Source organism: Paraburkholderia solisilvae, from assembly GCF_902859875.1.
GTDB classification, from domain to species: Bacteria; Pseudomonadota; Gammaproteobacteria; order Burkholderiales; family Burkholderiaceae; genus Paraburkholderia; species Paraburkholderia solisilvae.
In genome coordinates, this window is sequence record NZ_CADIKF010000033.1 from 1 (window position 1) to 18593 (window position 18593).

At 65.6% G+C, this 18593-nt stretch carries 13 protein-coding genes; 9 read left to right on the forward strand and 4 right to left on the reverse strand.

Features of this window, described 5'->3' with window-relative positions:
- The 3 genes from HV675_RS19930 to ptsP form a co-directional block, all read left to right on the forward strand.
- Positions 1–622 (forward strand): PTS glucitol/sorbitol transporter subunit IIB (locus HV675_RS19930; protein WP_175112836.1); only part of this gene is annotated, 622 nt, incomplete at its 5' end.
- A 48-nt stretch (positions 623–670) separates the two neighbouring features.
- Positions 671–1048, forward strand: coding sequence for a PTS glucitol/sorbitol transporter subunit IIA (locus tag HV675_RS19935; protein ID WP_175112837.1), 378 nt, complete (start codon positions 671–673; stop codon positions 1046–1048).
- Positions 1049–1242: 194 nt separating this feature from the next.
- Positions 1243–3351: a phosphoenolpyruvate--protein phosphotransferase gene (ptsP, locus tag HV675_RS19940; RefSeq protein WP_175112838.1), complete on the forward strand. Its 2109-nt coding sequence runs from the start codon at positions 1243–1245 to the stop codon at positions 3349–3351.
- 25 nt (positions 3352–3376) lie between these two features.
- On the opposite strand, the gene HV675_RS19945 is transcribed toward ptsP, so the two are convergent.
- Together HV675_RS19945 and HV675_RS19950 are read right to left on the reverse strand one after the other, a co-directional pair.
- The gene (locus tag HV675_RS19945) at positions 3377–4072 is read right to left on the reverse strand and encodes a response regulator transcription factor (RefSeq protein WP_175112839.1); all 696 of its coding nucleotides are present in this window, start codon (positions 4070–4072) and stop codon (positions 3377–3379) included.
- Complete coding sequence (locus HV675_RS19950; protein WP_246270414.1) at positions 4069–6276, reverse strand: PAS domain-containing sensor histidine kinase; 2208 nt, start codon at positions 6274–6276, stop codon at positions 4069–4071. Before HV675_RS19950 ends, HV675_RS19945 begins: the two co-directional genes overlap by 4 nt.
- A 1180-nt stretch (positions 6277–7456) precedes the next feature.
- Here HV675_RS19950 and HV675_RS32975 point away from each other — a divergent pair.
- From HV675_RS32975 to HV675_RS19970, 4 genes are all read left to right on the forward strand, one after another.
- Positions 7457–7840 carry an H-NS family nucleoid-associated regulatory protein gene (locus HV675_RS32975; protein ID WP_175112840.1) on the forward strand — a complete coding sequence of 128 codons (384 nt, stop codon included), beginning with the start codon at positions 7457–7459 and terminating at the stop codon, positions 7838–7840.
- A 146-nt stretch (positions 7841–7986) separates the two neighbouring features.
- Positions 7987–8946 (forward strand): AraC family transcriptional regulator, encoded by a 960-nt coding sequence (locus tag HV675_RS19960; RefSeq protein WP_175112841.1) that lies wholly within the window; start codon positions 7987–7989, stop codon positions 8944–8946.
- 47 nt (positions 8947–8993) lie between these two features.
- Complete coding sequence (locus HV675_RS19965; protein WP_175112842.1) at positions 8994–9224, forward strand: hypothetical protein; 231 nt, start codon at positions 8994–8996, stop codon at positions 9222–9224.
- Positions 9225–9251: 27 nt separating this feature from the next.
- The gene (locus tag HV675_RS19970; protein WP_175112843.1) at positions 9252–9695 is read left to right on the forward strand and encodes a DUF3331 domain-containing protein; all 444 of its coding nucleotides are present in this window, start codon (positions 9252–9254) and stop codon (positions 9693–9695) included.
- Positions 9696–9830: 135 nt separating this feature from the next.
- Here the strand turns inward: HV675_RS19970 and HV675_RS19975 are convergent, their stop codons facing one another.
- Positions 9831–11273, reverse strand: a complete 1443-nt coding sequence (locus HV675_RS19975) for a cytochrome-c peroxidase (RefSeq protein WP_175112844.1) — start codon at positions 11271–11273, stop codon at positions 9831–9833.
- 180 nt (positions 11274–11453) lie between these two features.
- Positions 11454–13337 (reverse strand): phospholipase C, encoded by a 1884-nt coding sequence (locus HV675_RS19980; RefSeq protein WP_175112845.1) that lies wholly within the window; start codon positions 13335–13337, stop codon positions 11454–11456.
- Positions 13338–14211: 874 nt separating this feature from the next.
- Between HV675_RS19980 and HV675_RS19985 the strand changes: the two genes are divergently transcribed.
- Both HV675_RS19985 and HV675_RS19990 read left to right on the forward strand, forming a co-directional pair.
- Positions 14212–17400: an efflux RND transporter permease subunit gene (locus HV675_RS19985; RefSeq protein WP_175112846.1), complete on the forward strand. Its 3189-nt coding sequence runs from the start codon at positions 14212–14214 to the stop codon at positions 17398–17400.
- A complete protein-coding gene (locus tag HV675_RS19990) occupies positions 17390–18589 on the forward strand; it encodes an efflux RND transporter periplasmic adaptor subunit (RefSeq protein WP_175112847.1) in 1200 nt (399 codons plus the stop codon). The genes HV675_RS19985 and HV675_RS19990 overlap by 11 nt, the downstream gene beginning before the upstream one ends.
- Positions 18590–18593 lie beyond the last annotated feature (4 nt).

The following is an 18593-nucleotide window of genomic DNA, read 5'->3' on the forward strand; positions in this document are numbered from 1 at the left end:
GATGCCGGCGGCCGGCGGCGGCGCCGGGGCGCTGAGCGCGGCGCCGGGCATGGCAGGCCAACCCGGCGAACCGGGTGCGCGCGAGAGCCGCGGCATCGTCGGCCTGATTACGTCGATCGGCCGCGTGATGGGCGGCGTCGTCAATGTGCTGTTCAACAGCGGGCGCAAAGCGATCGATACGGTGATCCGCAACGTGCTGCCGTTCATGGCGTTCGTGACGATGCTGATCGGCGTCATCAACGCGACCGGAATCGGCACGGGTCTCGCGCACCTGCTCGAACCGCTTGCGGGCAACATCATCGGCCTCGTCGTACTGTCGGCGATTTGCGGGCTGCCGTTTCTGTCGCCTGTGCTCGGCCCGGGCGCGGTGATCGCACAGGTGATCGGCGCGGCGATCATCGGTCCGGCGATCGGCAATGGCACGATTCCGCCGCAAATGGCGTTGCCGGCGCTGTTCGCGTACGACACGCAGGTCGGCTGCGATTTCGTGCCGGTCGGCATGGCGCTCGGCGAAGCGAAGCCGGACACGATCCGCGTCGGCGTGCCGGCGGTGCTGATCAGCCGGCAGATCATGGGGCCGGTGTCGGTGCTGATCGCGTGGGGCGCGAGCTTTGCGCTGTAGTGATGTCGCGGCCCGTGCAACGGCGGTCGTCTTTTGTGGAAACGGACTATGCACTACTACAAGACGGTGATTTCGGAAGTCGGACCGGAAGTGGCGGAACTGCTCGAGGGCGGCGTGCTGATTCTTTATGCGGACGGCGCGCCGCCCGAACTCGCGGAAGTGTCGGTGCTGCATCGGGTCGAACAGGCGCAGCAGCAGGCGCCGCAAGCGGGCTCGCGGCTGCGCATCGGCGCGATCAGCGCGAGCGTGACCGCGGTCGGGCCTTCCGCATGGAACAAGGTCAGCGAACTCGGTCACGTCGTGATCAATTTCAATGGCGCGAACGAGGCGCAGCGGCCCGGCGAGATTTGCGCGCAGCCGGTCGATGCGGGTGAACTGCTCGCATGCATGCGCAGCGGCACGGTGATCGAGATCGCGGATCGGTGAGCCGGTCGTTGAGCCGGTCGTTGAGCGGACCATGCGGACCGTCGCCGGCGCTGCCCGTTGCCTCACGATTGTTCCGCGTGAACGGGGATGGGCGGTTATCCGTTGCGCGAGGCGGGTGACCTCGTTTGTTGCGGGCGCAACGGTGCTCGACCGTGCCGTGAAGTCACGGCCGGCCAGACGGCAAGGTGATGTCGATGCTTGAAGCAGCGGTGGTGGTGAAGGTGAGCGAAGGGCTGCATGCGCGGCCCGCGACGCAATTCGCGAAGCTCGCGAAGGAGTTTTCGTGCTCGCTGCAGGTGCTGCACGGTTCGACCAGCGCCGATGCGAAGAGCGCGGTCAAGCTGATGCTGCTCGGTATCCGCGAGCATGACCAGATCGTGCTGCGCGCGGACGGCGCCGACGAAAGCGATGCGATGCGGCGGATGGCGCAGTTCCTGTCTTCGCCTGAGGCGGGTGTGCAGCCGCAAGCGCAAACGGCGCAAACAGCGGATGTGGCGCAAACGGCGCAAACGGCGCAAACAGCGGATGCGGCGTTGGGCGATGCAGATGCGAACGCGGCCGCGCAAAACGCGATTCGCGTTGCCGCTGCCGCCGCCTCGGACGTCACCGAATCCGCCGCCGGTGTGTCGAGCGCGACCGATCAGCGCGCGATGGCCTCCGGCGCCGCCGCACTATGCGTGGACGCGGCAAGCGGACCGCCGCCGCTGATCGGCGTGCCGGCCAGCGAAGGCCTCGCGTACGGCGACGCATACGTGTACCTGCCCGAGCCGCTGCAAGCGAAACGCCAGTTTATCGAGCCGCACGAAATCGACGCGGAGACCGCGCGCTTTGACCGCGCGTTCGACGACGCGCTGGCCGCGCTCAACCAGCAGTGCGACACGGCCGGCGCGCACGACGATATCACCGAAGCGCTCGTGAGCGTCGCGCAGAGCGACGAGTTCGCCGGCCAGATCAGAGCGTGCATCGCAGCCGGCCGCGATGCGGCGGCCGCGGCGCTCGAAGTCGGCGCGGCGCTCGCCGCATCGTTCGAGTCGATCGACGACGAGTACCTGAGAAGCCGGGCCGACGATATCCACGGCATCACGCGCCAGCTCGTGCTGCGCCTCGCCGGCCAGCAGGACGTGAGCCTCGCCGGCTTGACGAGGCCCTGCGTCGTGCTCGCGGCGGAGCTGACCGCACCCGATCTCGCGCGCGCACCGCTCGCGCATATCGCCGCGCTCGTCTGCACGCGCGGCAGCGCGACCTCGCATCTTGCGATTATCGCGCGCGCGCACGGCATTCCGGCGGTGTTCGGCCTGCAGGCTACCGACGATGCGCTGCGCGGCGTGCGGCAGGTGGCGGTCGACGGCACGCTCGGCCATGTATGGTTCGAGCCGCCGTCCGCGTTGCACGCGCAGTTCGCCGCGCGCATCGACGACGCGCGTGCGCATCGCGCAGCGCTTGACGTCTATCGCGACGTCGAGCCGGTCACGCGCGCGGGCCGGCCGATCCGCATCGCGGCGAATCTCGGCGCGCCGACCGAGATCGACGCGGCGCGCGCGGTGGGCGCGATGGGCGTCGGCCTGTTTCGCACCGAACTGCTGTTTATGAATCGCCGCGCGCTGCCGGACGAGCAGGAGCAATTTGACGTCTACTGCCGCGTCGCGCAGGCGTTTGCGCCGCACCCGGTGGTGATCCGCACGCTCGATGTCGGCGGCGACAAGCCGGTGCCCGGCATCGCGTTTCCTGCGGAAGACAACCCGTTTCTCGGCTGGCGCGGCGTGCGCATGTGCCTCGACCGCCCGGACGTGTTCAAGCCGCAACTGCGCGCGCTGCTGCGCGCGGCGACGCACGGCAACCTGCACATGATGCTGCCGATGGTCGCCGATATCGACGAGGTGCGCCGCGTCAAGGCGCTGCTCGCCGTGTGCGCGCAGGAGCTCGCGCGCGAAGGCGTCGCGTACGGCGAGCCGAAGCTCGGCATCATGGTCGAAACGCCGGCCGCCGCGTTGACCGCCGACCTGCTTGCGCCCGAAGTCGATTTTTTTTCGATCGGCACCAACGACCTCACGCAGTATGTAATGGCCGCGGACCGCGCGAACCCGACTCTCGCGTCGCTCTATCGCGCGAGCCACCCGGCCGTGCTGCGCGCGATCGGCATGGTGTGCGATGCGGCGCGGCGGGCCGGCATCGGCGTCGCGGTGTGCGGCGAGGCCGCCGCGCAGCCGGACATGATTGCGCGACTGATCGCGCTGGGCGTCGATGAACTGAGCATGAGCCCGGCTTGCATATTGCGCGCGAAGAAAACTGTCAGTGAACTGTGAGCCGCTGCGCGGCGTCGCGTATTGGCTAGACGCGCGGCGTCGGCCGCATGCCGACGAACGACGGCGCGCCGAGCGCCGCTTTCACGCCGAGCGCCTCCGCCTTCAGCACGAAATCCGCGAGCGAACGCGCTTCCATTTTTTTCATCGCCTGGCTGCGGTAGATCTTCACCGTGATTTCGCTCAGCTTCATCTCGGCGGCGATCTGCTTGTTCAGCAGGCCGCATGCGACGAACGCCATGACCTCGCGCTCGCGCGGCGTCAGCGACTCATAGCAGCGCCGCAGGCCCGCGAACGACAGGTCCGCCTGGCGGCGCTGCTGATCGGCGGCGAGCGATTCGGACACCGCGTCGAGCATGTCCTGATCGCGGAACGGCTTGGCGAGAAAATCGCGCGCGCCGGCCTTCATCGCTTTCACCGACATCGCGATATCGCCGTGCGCGGTCATGAATACGATCGGCATGCGGATCTGGTGCGCGGCGATCTGCTCCTGCACCGCGAGTCCGCTTTGTCCTTTCAGACGCACGTCGAGAATCAGGCATGCCGGCACATCCGGCCGGTCGGCGGCGAGGAAATCCTGCGCGGAAGAGAATGTTTTCACCTTCAGGCCGATCGAGCGCAGTAATGTGCTGACCGCGTCGCGCATCGACTCGTCATCGTCGACGACGTAGACGATCGCATTGTCCGCGACGTTCACGGGTTCGTTGGCGGCTTCACTGCTCATTGCGGTCTCCCATCGTATACGGGCAAGGTAAATTGCAGCGCGGCGCCGCCTTCGGGCGGGGACTCGGCCCAGATACGGCCGCCGTGCGCTTCGACGATAGAACGGCAGATCGACAGTCCGATACCCATGCCTTCGGACCGGGTCGTGAAAAAAGCTTCGAAAAGCTGGCCGGCATGTTCCGCCTTGATGCCGGTGCCGGCGTCCTTGACGATCACGTGCACATACTGCGCATCGGCCATGCGTGTGGCGACCCACAGCCGTTTCGCGCGGCCGGTGACGGCCGCCATCGCCTGCGCGCCGTTCATCATCAGGTTGATCAAGACCTGTTGCAATTGCACGCGGTCGCCGATGATATGCGGCGCCGGCGACATATATTCGATCTCGAGCTCGACGCCGTGATCGTGCAGTTCATGCAGCACGAGTTCGATCGATTCATCGACGAGCGCATTGAGGTCGAGCGGTACATGCGCGGGGCCGCGCTTTTGCGCCATCGAGCGGATCCGCCACACGATGTCGCTCGCCCGCTTCGCGCTGCGAATCGCCTTGTCGATCGCCTCGCGCGCCTCGGCCAGATCCGGCTGCGGCCGGTCGAGCCAGCGCAGCGCCGCGTGTCCGCAGGTCACGATCGCGGCGATCGGCTGGCTCACTTCGTGCGCGATCGACGCGGTCAACTCGCCGAGCATCGTCACGCGGGTCACATGCGCGAGCTCGGTCATCGAACGCGTGAGCGCTTCCTCGGTGTGTTTGGCATGCGTCACATCCATCAAGGCTCCGACGTACTCGAAACGCCCGGACTGGCGGGCGCTGAGGTGAGCGACATAATGCACGTGTTTGACGGATCTGTCCGGCATCAGGAGCCGGTGTTCGATGTCGATGAACGGCGCTTCGGCGAGTATTTGCCGATAGCTTTGCCGCACCAGCGCGATATCGTCGGGGTGGGTGCGCGCGAGAATCAGATCCATGCTCGGAACGACGTTCGCAGCATAGCCGAAAATACGGTATGCCTCGTGCGACCACAGCATTTCGCCATCCGGGAGTTTCATCGCGATGCTGCCGGTGTGCGACAGCCGCTGGCCGTCGGCGAGAAACGCCTCGCTGCGCTCGAGCGCCTCCTCCGCGCGTTTGCGTTCCTCGATGTCGGTATTGACGCCGTACCAGCGCACGATCGCGCCGTCGATATTGCGCAGCGGCTCTGCGCAAATGTGCATCCAGCGATACAGGCCGTCCTTGCGCCGCAGGCGCGCGGTGCCCTCGAACGGCGCGCCGGTCGCGACCGCGCTGCGCCAGTCGTTTTCGAGCCGCGGCAGGTCGTGCGGATGCACCAGCGTGCGCCATAGACTGCGGTCTTTGCGCGTGGCATCGCCGGGCGCGATATCGAATGCGTCCCAGCGGCGATTCATCGGCTCGATTTCGCCATCGTGCGTCGAGGCCCAGATCATCCCCGGAATGGCTTCGAGCATCGCGCTCATTTCGTCCTGCTTGCGCTGCAGCTCCATCTGGAGATTCTTGCGCAACGTGATGTCGTTGTCGGTGGCGAGCACCGCGCGCGGCTTGCCGCGCTCGTCGCGCAACAACGCAAGGCGGCTCGCGATCGTCACGACCGTGCCGTCGTCGCGCGTGCGTTCGAGCTCGCCGTCCCAGCGGCCGGCTTGCAGAAGGGCGGCCCGAACCTCGTCGGCCGCGGCCGGAAAGCGCGTGCGCGTGAGTTCGTGAATCGGCTGGCGCAGCGCGCGGTGCGCGGGCCAGCCGTACAGTTTTTCCGCGCCCTGGTTCCAGAACGCGATGCGATCGTTCATGTCGTACACGACGATTGCATCGTGCGTGAGATTGAGCAGGTGGATCTGCTCGATCAGGTGCGCGGTGCTCGCCTGATGGCGTATCGCGATGAACGAGGTCACCGCGATCGCGACGAGGCTCATCGCGCTGCGCGCGGCGGCGCCTCCCGGGACGCCGTGCGGATGCGCGATCGCGAGCGCGGCGAGCGTGAGCGCCGCACAGGTCCATGCACTGGAATGCGTCGCCCGCCGCGAGCCGGTGAAGGCGACGAGCAGGATCACCACGACGTATAGAACCGAGATCGCGATGTGCAGTGACGTCAACGCGTCCGCGAAAAACACAGCGGACGCAAGCGCCGCGGCGAGGATGCGGAGCGCGCGCGCGTCGGGGCGGCGCACCTGTTCAAATGCGCGTCTTTGGACTTTCACGGCAACTGGAAGCGCGCGCCGACACTGTGCTGTGGGCACCAGTGCGGCGTGACAGGAGATAGTGCTGTTCAGGGCGGACACGTTGCCGCGAATGCCGGCATCGCTTTCCGTCAAAAGCGCGATATATAGCATGGCCATGAACCCGGCGAGAAGTCCGGCAGTGCCCGGCATGCCGCAGTTGCCTTGACAAGGTCGGCAATCTCCGCTTGGCCGGACGGCGGCCCGCGGCGCGTGTCGACGCGCCGCGAGGCCGGAAAAGCGCACATGAAGCGGAACGGACACGCATCGGCGCGTGCGTCTTTACCGCTTGCGATCTGGCCGCCGGCGCTGAATCTAACGCATGCAGCCCGCTCGCGGTGACGGCTGCCGCTGCGCGCGCAGGGTGCGACACGCGCTGTGCGCGCGCCGGATCACGCGCCGCGCACAGCGTGACATCACGGCGCAAACCGTTGTCGCGGCAGCCGCCTGAATCGCGCGCAGACGCCTCGCCGGTACCGTCGCTTTGCACGCGCGCGGCGCTTCGGTGTACCGTTCAATGATGCCCAGTCCACACAGTTGCGACTGGGCGTTGAAGCGCGCCATTCGGCAATGCCCGTTTTTCTATTCAGAACGAAGTCGACGACCGACAGCCTGCGCATGCGACCTGCGGAGCGCGTGTGCTGCTTTGCCGGCGCACCGTTCACCGAACGCATACCTCATCGGTGTTGAGTGTAGTCATCGGGTGCGCGCCGTCTTTTAGCGGCATCGGCGATTTGTTGAAATCGCACGATTCGTGCATTTCGCATGCCAGTTCGCGCGAGATACCGTGCGCGCTTTCACACGCGGGCCGCCGCGATGCGAAGTCACTTCGCGCGAGCCGCGAGCGCCAGGCGCCGCGTGCCGATCCGGGCGACGTGCATATTTGCAGCGGCACGTGCTGTTCGCAAAAAGCACGCGCGCGATTGCCGCTACTCTCGCCGCAATGATGACGCGGATCGCGCGCGGTGCAATCTCGCACGAATGGAAACAATGGTCTTGAGCGCGCGAACGCCCGGGTACCCGTCATTTGGGCTTGAACCTTTCCAAATTGGTCTGATTGAATGGTCTGACTGAATTGCGTCGACTGAGCGCCGCGTCTCGCGCATGCAATGCGCGGCCGGCGGCAAGCCCGTCCCACCCCGGTATTTTTTCAGGAGCATGCATGACGCGCGCAGCACAATCTCTGGAAGGCGAAGCACGTGAACGCCTGGTTCGCTGGATCAGACGCCGCATGAAGGAATCCGGCATCACATTCGACGCGCTCGAGCGGGCGCTCTCGGACGACCTGCGCGAACGGGATGCGATTCGCTATTGCGATGCGTACGGCAATACGTGGACCGGCGCGGGCGATATGCCGAACTGGTTGAGGCGCGCGGTGGCCGCCGGCCAGAGCATCGAGCATTTCCAGACAGACGGCCGGCCCACGGCGTGTGATGAGCCGCGAGCGGCCGGCGCACGGATATCGTCAGGCCACCAACCCGCACCTCGATTACCCACATCGGCTAGTTTGCGCGCGCATGGTACGCAAATCGGATTAGACGACTAAACCTGCAGATGAGTCGGCCAAACCAACAGTGGCCTGTGTCAATCCTTTGTAGGGCTGGTTAGGCCCTGTCTGTTCGGATACCTTTAGGAGAGCGCGGGGACCCGCGGTCTCCGCTTCGCATGCCCCCCACTTCGTGCAGGCCGCTCATGATTGCCTTGTCGACACACCCAACCGAAATCGCCACGGACGCCGTGCGCAAAAAAGCCGGCAACCCGATTCACGGCGAGCATCACTGGCGCTACCCGGCGATAGATGAACCGCGCGACGCGCTGCCATACGGCGACATGATGGTCGCGCGCTGGACCCGCAACGACGCCGGACCGTTCGAAGCGTCGCACCAGGGACACGCCGGCTATCACTGCATCGGCTTGAACCTGAAATGCACGACGCTCAGTTTCGAGCATGCGGGGCGCACGATCGTCTCGGGCCGCGTGACCGCGGGCGCCGTGCAGGTCACCGCGCCCGCGGTGCCGGTCAGCGTGCGCTTCGAATCGCCGGGCGACGTGCTGCATCTGTTCGTGTCGCAGCAGGCGCTTGCCGAATGTTTCGAAGACCTGTTTGGACAAGCGCACGCCGGCGAGATCGTGCTGGCCGATCCGCGCATGCTGCGCGATCCGACGCTCGAGCGGCTCGCGCAGGCGCTCGCGGTGTCGCACTCGACGGACGCCGCATCGGGCAAGCTGTTTACCGACAGCGTGTGCCTTGCAATCGTGTCGCGCCTCGTGTCGCGCTACTTCACCGCGGCCGCGCGGCAAACGCGCGAAGCGGCCGCGCTGCCGCAATGGCGCATGCGCCGCACGATCGAATTTATCGAGGCTCATTTGTCTGACTCGATTGGCCTGGCCGAAATGGCGCAAAGCGCGGGGCTCACGCGCATGCATTTCGCCGCGCAATTCCGCCGCGCGACCGGTCTGCGTCCGCACGAATACCTGCTGCGCCGCCGGATCGAACACGCGCAACAATTGTTGACGCGCTCGCGGCACAGCATGCTGGATGTTGCATTGAGCTGCGGATTCCGTTCGCAGTCGCATTTCACCGCGGTATTCAAAAGGTTCGTCGGAGATACACCTTACTGCTGGAAAGTGAAGACGAACGTCAATCCATGAACCGGCGGCCTGTCCTGCCGCGCAGAAGAAATACGGAGATGAAAGCAATGCGCAAACGTGTACCCGCGGCCGACCTCGACGCGCTGCTCGCGCCGTCCCGGCCGATCGCTGTGCGGCCTGTCGTGGTCCAGCCTGTGCCGGCGCTGCCGGTCGAGTATCGCAAGTCTGCCGCACCCGAACTGCCGCAGCCTTATACGCTGCCGCCGCAGAGCGCCGCGCGCCGCCATGCGCGGATTCTGAACTCGTGCGTCGTCGGTGGACGACGCAAGCCCGGTTGAATGCACTTCCTGACCAAGAGGTGACAGATGTTGGCCAAGATGATGGATATATGCGATCCGTGGCGGCAAACCATCGGTTTGCTTTCGTTGATGTCGGGGCGCGTCGATCCCGCGGTCACCCGGCTCGCGGCGCTGCACGTGCAGTTCGAACGCAGGCACAGCCCGCTGCCGATGGCCGGTGAGCGCTTCGACGCGCAGGTGTGCCTGATCGAGCGGCCGACCTCCGCGACCGCGACCATCGCGTGGCGCGATGCGACGCACTGCTCGTACGGCGATCAGCTCTGGCATGCGGCGCGTGCCCGCGTCAGCGGCGTGTGCGCGATGAGCGGGCGCGCGATCCGCGTCGGCGACGCAGTGTTCAAGCCGCGCCGCGGCCGGCCGGCGCCGCTCAACGCAAGCGCGATGATCCTCGCCGCGGTGCTCAACGAGGCGGCCAACGGCGCGATTCAGGCGCGCTTTCCGGCGGCCTGAGCGGTTGCGGCGACGCGCTGGGCTGGCGCGCTGACGAGGCGCCGTGCAGCGGCCTCGTCAAAAGAAAAACGCCGGCGCCTTGCAACAGGCGCCGGCGTTATCGGTACGCGGCAGCGGCCCGCGCGACCGGTTGCGTCAAGGCTTGTAGCCGTCGTTCAGCGTATTCATGAACGCGATGATGTCCTGGATATCGTCATCGGTCATCGCGGGCTTGTCGCCGAACTTGCGGTCGAACGGCGCATCGGCGACGTCGATGTTCGCGTGATACTTCGCCGGCAAATCGTCGTATGTTTCGACCTTGCCCGCTGCGTCGTGCGGGTAGATCCTGTCCGGGTTCGTGTTGCGCAGGTTGTAGAAGTCCATCACCTGCTTCAGGTCGTGATAGACGCCGTTGTGGAAGAACACATGGCGCGTCGCGACGTTGCGCAGCGTCGGCGTGAGGAACATCCCGCAGTACTGCGTGAGATCCTTCACGTCGTCGCGGAACGGGCCGCACACGCCCATGTCGTAGAACGCCGGATCCTTGTTGATCGCGAGCTTGTGGTTGCGCGGCACGCCGAGCGCTTCATATTGGGTATCGGTGAAGAGCGGCGGCAGGCCGTCCGGCGTCGGCTTGCTCAGGTGGCAGCCGGCGCAGTTCGCCTTGTCCGGGTCGTTGAACAGACGCAGGCCGTGCAGTTCCGCCTGCGTGAGGCGCGCCTTGCCTTGCAGCCAGTAATCGTACTTGCTCGTGAATTCGTGGAACGACGGGTCTTCGAGCTGGTAGCGGCCCACCGCGAACATCGCTTCGTCGACGAGCAGTTCCGGCCGGTTGATGATCGAATCGCCAAACAGCTTTTTGAAGCGGTCCGCGTATTTCGTCGCGCTCAGCTTGTGCGCGACATCGAACACGCTCGCATTGGCCATTTCGACCGGATTGAGCATCGGGCCGATCGCCTGGTCCTGCAGCGTGCTCGCGCGGCCGTCCCAGAAGAGGCCGCCTTGCGGCACCATCGCGGGCGCAGCGGGTGCGACGCCGGCGGTCTTCACCGCGCGCTGCACGCCCGCCGCGCTGGCCGCGAGCTGCTGGAGCGTGACCGGTGCGGCGTCCATGTCGCCCTGGTCGGGGCCGATGCTGAACGGCGCCTGCCGGTACAGATAGGTGAGCGAAGGCGGCGGCCGGTAGCCGGCGTCGGTCATGTGCGGGCCGCCGAACTGCACGTCGAGATCGTTCGCGGGGCCGTACGAATGTTGCGGGCTATGGCACGACGCGCATGACTGCTTGCCCGATGCGGACAGCGACGTGTCGTTGAAAATGTCCCGGCCCAGTTGCGCGACCGCGGACAGCGGCGCTTGCTGCGGCAGGACCAGATGAACCGGTTGGGGATTCGCGCCGGTGATGTCTTCGACCATCGTGCCGATCGCAAGCGGCATCCGCTCAGGATAGATCGCCGCGTAGGCGGCAAAGGCGGCGCAGCCGGCCGCGACGACGGCGAGCGTCCAGCCCACGATGCGCTTGAGCGACCGTTTGGCGGCGCCGGGGTTCGAATCATTGCCGGCGGGCAGGGTGGGCGGCAGGGTGTTCGGACGAAGACTCATGGCGGTAGTGACGGAGTGATCCAGCGATAAAGCAAAAAAAATGTCGAGCCAGCACGGTTGCGTACTGGCTCGACACGGTTACGGCTAGCGGCGCTTCCCGCTACGCGGCGCCGCGCACGTGGTGACCACGGCTGCGCCGCACCGCGCGGGACAGAAAGCGCATTTCATTTACACGGCCGGTCAGTTCGTCGGCGCGGCGGCGACCGTCGTGCCGAAGGTCTCGTCGAGGAACACGGTCGGCGTATTGCCGGTGGTGTTCAGCATGCTGCGGATATCGCCTGCGTTGGCATCGAACGAACCGTTGCCGAGGCGTTGACCGCCGAGCCAGTTGTCTTCGATGAACTTCACGACCGACGCTTGCGTGATCTGCGTGTGGTCGACGAAGTTCTTCTTCGCCCACGGCGAGATCAGGATGAACGGCGTGCGCGTGCCCGGGCCGCAACGGCCGTTCACGACACCGCCATTCACGCCTTGCGGCTGCGTCGAGGTCGCGCTGTCACAACGGCCCACACCCGTCAGCTGGTCCGCACCGCCCGGGAAAGTCAGGTTCGGCGTCGTGGTCTTGATCGTGGTCGACAGCGTCTGGTCGAACGACGAGTTCACGATGGTCGGCTTCTGGTGGTCATACCAGCCGTCCGAATCGTCGTACGCGATGATCACGGCGGTGTTCTTCCAGTCCGGCTGCTGCTGCAGGAAGTTCACGACCTTCACGACGAACGCCTGCTCGTCGAGCGGGTCCGAGTTGCCCGGGTGAGCGTCCTGGACTGCCTGCGCCTTCAGGAAGCTGACCGACGGGAAGTTGCCCGCCGTGACGGCCGCGAAGAAGTCATCCGTGTCGTACTGGTGGTGAACCGGCGTGGCCGTGTTGTCGAGCGTCGGCTCGGTGAAGCCGATCATCGTGTTCGACGACGGACGCTGGTGCGTCGGGTTCGCGGTCGATGCGAAGTACTGGAACCACGCGTGGTGCTGCGTGTAGTCGACCGATGCGGCGTTCAGCACCGACGAGAACGTCGAGCGCTTGCAGCCGGTCGTGCCGTTCGGGTTGGTCGTGCCGAGGTTGAAGCCGCCCATGAAGCCGCCCCACGTGATGTTCTTCGCGTTGAGCAGGTCACCGATGTTCTTGACCTTCGACGAGTACTGCATCACGACCGAGCCCACGCCGTTGCCCTGGTTCGTGCAGGCGTCGCCTGCCGGGTCCAGGTCGCCGATCAGCGTGAAGCCGCCCTGGCTGTCCGGAATCGCGTTGCCGCTCGGCGACGTGGTGGCGGTAACCAGCGTGCCGAGGCTCGAGCCCGTCGTCGCCGTCGTCGTGTACATCTGGATGCCGTTGTTCTGGCCGGAGACCACTTCGACCGCGCCCGGCGTCGACGGACCGAACGTGTCGGTCCACGCGTTGTCGCTCATCGCGAAGTTCTGCGCGTAGTTCCACATCGCGGTGACGGTGTTGCCGTCGAAGTAGCCGAGCACCTGCGCGGCCGAACCGAATGCGCCCGAGCTGCCCGTCGTGACCGACGTGGCCGCCGTGAAGAGCGGGAACGCGTCCATCGCGCCGCCGTCGTCGGCGAGCTGTTCCGGCGCGTAGCTGTGGTTCTGGCTCTTCGTGTTCGCCTGCGTGCGGTCGAGGCGGAACGGTTGCGACAGGGCGGCGGTCAGCGTGCCGCCGGTGCCGACAGCATTCGGCGGCGTGGTCGCGACGTTATTGACCGTCGTAGCGACGACGTTCGGCGAGGTGCTGGCCGCGTTCGGGTTGGCCGTGCCCAGCAGGCCCTTGGACTGCAGCGTGTTGATGTCCGTCTGCGTAGTCGCGGCAGCCGTGATTTGCGGTTCGCCGTTGCCGGTCAGCGCATTCGGGTACGTCGCGAAGTAGTGGTCGAACGAGACGTTCTCACCGAAGATCACGACGACGTGCTTGATCGGCGTGGCCGTCTGCAGTGCGTCCTGCGGGCTGACCGAAGCGGTCGGCGTCGACGGCGGCGTCGAGTTGTTGTCGTCGCTGCTGCCGCAAGCGGCAAGCGCAAGCAGCGCCGCTGCTAACGACATGGGGAGGATCGCTTTGCGAAACATAGGTGGGGGGCTCCAATATTCAACGTCGCTGTTCCAGCTCCGCCTTTCTGCGTGTGGTCGAGCTGGGATGTTTTTGTTGCTGACTGGTACAGCCGCAGGCCTGCAGACCGCTCCGGATGAAACAGCGCGAATTGGAACACCGGCTTATTAAGGTTTAGAGGCGCAATCTTTTCTAAAGCCTTTCGATGCATTTCTATTTCATTTTCCTGGTAGGGTGCATACAACTTCAATACGGCGTGCAACGGGGCTTGCGGCCCCCTTGCGTCCGCCGGAAAAAATAAACGGTAATAAAAAAACTCTTTTGACTGAGCGGGCGGCAATGGACGGTGTTGCGCCGCATGCGAGGTTCGCGCAAGCGCCTGTTCTACCGGGAATAAACGCCCCCGCGGTCCCGTTCCTGCTTTGCGCGCCGCCTGCGAAATGCGATTGCCGCGCCACCTTTCGTAGCGCCTGACGTAGAGGTTGGCTGTGCAAGAATTTCAGCGTTTGTGTACATTCCCGCTTGAGTTCGCCGATATGCTCCGCGCCGGGCGGTTTTTCCGTCCGGCGCCAGCCGCGCAATGTTCTGTTCAGTTCGCGGAAAGGAGAAAGAAAGGATTTGTCGCCGGTCTTTTAATGTGTAACGAGACCGGGAACGGCCCGTACTCACGGCCCGTTTCGAAGAAAGCGAAGCGCATCACCCCGCGCCTCCGATTAGCCGGTTACTGCCGTATGCGGTGACCGCGCGATGCCGACACTGATCTCGTCCGCGCCGCAGCGTTGAACGTGCGGCGTGGCTACATCTTTTTTCCGGCGCCGCAACGGATCGCAGTGGTGTACCGCAGTACGGTGCACCGGGCGCTTTTCCCTGTAACCGTTCTACCCAGGAAATCTCATGCTCGGCCTGGTACGTATTGCCCTTCAACGGCCATACACCTTTGTCGTGCTGGCGATCGCCATCTTCATCATCGGGCCGCTGTCCGCGCTGAAGACGCCAACCGACATCTTTCCCGACATCCGCATTCCGGTGATCAGCATCGTGTGGCAATACACGGGCTTGCCGCCGGACCAGATGGCCGGCCGCGTCACGTCCACGTTCGAACGCACGATCACCACGACGGTGAACGACGTCGAGCACATCGAGGCGGAGTCGATCAACGGATTTGCGGTGATCAAGGTGTTCTTCCAGCCGGGCGTGAACATCGCGACCGCGAATGCGCAGGTGACCGCGGTCGCGCAGACGCAGTTGAAGCAGCTGCCGCCCGCGACCACGCCGCCGCTGATCCTGAACTACAACGCGTCGACGGTGCCGATCATCCAGCTCGCGCTGTCGGGCAAGGGCCTTTCCGAGCAGAACCTCGGCGACCTGGGCTTGAACCAGTTGCGGCCGCAACTGGTGACGGTGGCGGGCGCATCGATTCCGTATCCGTTCGGCGGCAAGACGCGCCAGGTGCAGATCGACGTCGATCCCGCGAAACTGCAGGCGCGCGGACTCTCCGCGCAGGATGTCGCGAACGCGCTCGCCACGCAGAACCTGATCACGCCGGTCGGCACCGCGAAGATGGGCGACCACGAATACGTGCTGCAGCTGAACAACGCGCCGTCGGTGATCCGCGAGCTCGGCGACCTGCCGATCAAGGCGGTGGGCGGCACGACCGTCTATATTCGCGACGTCGCCAACGTGCGCGACGGCGCGCCGCCGCAAACCAATATCGTGCACGTGAACGGCCACCGCTCGGTGCTGATGTCGGTGCTGAAGAACGGTTCGGTGTCGACGCTCGCGATCATTTCGGGCATCAAGCAGCACGTCGCGGATGCCCGCGCGGCGCTGCCGGATAACCTGCAGATCGACCCGATCGGCGACCAGTCGCTGTTCGTGCGCGCGGCCGTCTCCGGCGTCGCGCGCGAAGCGGTGATCGCCGCGGTGCTGACGAGCCTGATGATTCTGCTGTTCCTCGGCAGCTGGCGCTCGACGGTCATCATCGCAATCTCGATTCCGCTGGCCATTCTCGGTTCGATCATCGCGCTGTCGGCGCTCGGCGAGACGCTGAACATCATGACGCTCGGCGGTCTCGCGCTCGCGGTCGGCATATTGGTGGACGACGCGACGGTGACCATCGAAAACATCAACTGGCACCTCGAGCACGGCAAGCCTGTCGAAGATGCGATTCTCGATGGCGCCGCGCAGATCGTCACGCCGGCGTTCGTGTCGCTGCTGTGTATCTGCATTGTGTTCGTGCCGATGTTCTTCCTGAACGGCGTCGCGCGCTTCCTGTTCGTGCCGATGGCCGAGGCGGTGATCTTCGCGATGGTGTCGTCGTTCATCCTGTCGCGTACGCTCGTGCCGACCATGGCGAACTTCCTGCTGAAGCCGCACAGCGCCGCGCACGAAGAAGAGCACAAGCCGTCAGGCCCGCTCGGGCGTTTCCAGAAAGGCTTCGAAGCGCGCTTCGAGCGCGTGCGCACGGTTTACCGCGGTCTGCTGATGCTTGCGCTTTCGCATCGCAAGCGCTTCGTCACGGCGTTTTTAGGCTTCGTGCTGCTGTCGTTCGCGCTGGTGCCGTTTCTCGGCCGCAACTTCTTCCCGGATGTCGATGCCGGTCAGATCCTGATGCACGTGCGCGCGCCGGTCGGCACGCGGGTCGAAAGAACGTCGGAAATCTTCGCGCATATCGAGGACTCGGTTCGCACGATCATTCCGCCGAATGAACTCGGCACGGTGGTCGACAATATCGGCCAGCCGGTCAGCGGTATCAACACCGCGTACAACAACACCGGCACGATCGGCTCGCAGGATGGCGACATCCAGATCGAACTGAAGGAAGGCCACGCGCCGACCGCCGAATACGTGCGCCGGATGCGCGAGGAACTGCCGCGGCTCTACCCGGGCGAGACGTTCTCGTTCCCGCCGGCGGACATCATCAGCCAGATCCTGAACTTCGGCTCGCCCGCGCCGATCGACCTGCAGGTGCGCGGCAATAACCTGAACGGCAACTTCGCGTATGTGAATGCGGTGTTGCGCGACGTCCGCAAGGTGCCGGGCGTGGTCGACGCGCGCCTGCAGCAGTCGCAGCAGATTCCGTCGTTCAACGTGAACGTCGATCGCACGCGCGCGCAACTGGTCGGCATCACCGAGCGCGACGTGACGAACAGCCTCGTCGTGAACCTCGCCGGTTCGAGCCAGGTCGCGCCGACGTACTGGCTGAACAACGCGAACGGCGTGTCGTATCCGATCGTGCTGCAGACGCCGCAGTACTCGCTCGATTCGCTGTCGGCGCTGCGCAATATTCCGATCACCGCCAACGCGCCGCAGAACGCGCAGGTGCTCGGCGGCCTCGCCACCTTCGATCGCACCAATACGAGCTCGGTCGTGAGCCAGTACAACATCGTGCCGATGGTCGAGATTTTCGCGGCGACGCAGGACCGCGACCTCGGCGCGGTCGCCTCCGACATCCAGAAGATCGTCGCGCAGCACGCGAAAGAACTGCCGAAGGGCTCGACGGTCGCGCTGCTCGGCCAGGTGCAGACCATGAACAGCGCGTTCGGCGGCATGTTGTTCGGCCTGCTCGGCGCGGTGGTGCTGATCTACCTGCTGATCGTCGTGAACTTCCAGTCGTGGTCCGACCCGTTCGTGATCGTGTCGGCGCTGCCGGCCGCGCTCGCCGGCATCGTGTGGATGCTGTTCGCGACGCACACCACACTTTCGGTGCCCGCGCTGACCGGCGCGATCATGTGTATGGGCGTGGCGACCGCGAACTCGATTCTGGTGGTGAGCTTCTGCCGCGAGCGCCTCGCCGAGCACGGCGACCCGATCAAGGCCGCGATCGAAGCGGGCTTCACGCGCTTCCGCCCGGTGCTGATGACCGCGCTGTCGATGATCATCGGCATGGCGCCGATGGCGCTTGCGCTCGGCGAAGGCGGCGAACAGAATGCGCCGCTCGGCCGCGCGGTGATCGGCGGCCTGATCTTCGCGACCACCGCTTCGCTTTTCTTCGTTCCTATCGTGTTTAGTATCGTTCACGCGCGCGACAAGCGCGCGGCTAGCCCGGCATCTGCCTCGGGAGGTCCTGCTCATGTCGTCTGAATCCGTAGAACCCGGTTTTGAACCCAAATATGCGGGTGCCCCGCCGCGCCGTCGGCTCGTTACGGTCGGCATCGCCGGCATCGTGCTGGTCGTCATCGTGGTCGGCGCCGGCCTCGCGGTACGCGCGTCCGACTCGCGCAAGCTGACCAGCTGGACCGACGCGCAGGCGGTGCAAACCGTCAGCGTGGTCGCGCCGGTGAAGGACGCGCAGGGCCCGACGCTGACGCTGCCGTCGCAATTGCAGGCGTTTTCGCGCGCGCCGCTGTTCGCGCGCGTGAGCGGCTATCTGAAGGCGTGGTACGTCGATATCGGCGGACACGTGAAATCGGGTCAGCTGCTCGCCGTGATCGAAACGCCGGAGCTCGACCAGCAACTGGTGCAGGCGAAGGCGGACCTCGAGACCGCGAGGGCGAATGCGGCGCTCGCGCAAACCACCGCGAAACGCTGGCAGGCGATGCTCGGCACCGATGCGGTCGCGCAGCAGGATGTCGATACGCGAAATGGCGACTACGCGGCGAAGAAGGCGCTGGTCGATGCCGCGCAGGCGAACCTCGACCGGCTGGTCGCGACGAAGGGCTTCGCGCGCATCGTCGCGCCGTTCGACGGCGTGGTCACCGCGCGCGATACCGATATCGGCGCGCTGATCAATGCGGGCAGCGGCGGCATCGGCCAGGAGCTGTTCCAGGTGTCCGACGTCAAGCAGTTGCGCGTGTACGTGCAGGTGCCGCAGAACTACGCGCCGATCGTCCATAACGGCACGACCGCGACGCTGATCGTGCCCGCGTATCCGGACGAGAAGTTCACCGCGCGCGTGGTCGCTTCGGCCGACTCGGTGAATGCGACCTCGGGTTCGACGCTCGTGCAGCTGCTGGTCGACAACAGCGAAGGCAAGCTGTTGCCGGGCGGTTTCGCGAGCATCCAGTTCAAGCTGCCGGTCGCGCCGAACGCGTTGCGGGTGCCGGCGAGCGCGCTGCTGTTCGACAGCCACGGCTTGCGCATCGCGACGGTCGGCGAGGGCGAGCGCGTCGTGTACAAGCGCGTGACCATCTCGCGCGACCTCGGCGACTCGGTCGAGATCGGTTCCGGCCTTGCGCCGACCGACCGCGTGATCGATGCGCCGCCTGATGGCCTGCTGGAAGGCGATAAGGTCGAGATCGCGACCGCGGGCAAGAAGGCCGCTCATGGGTAATGCC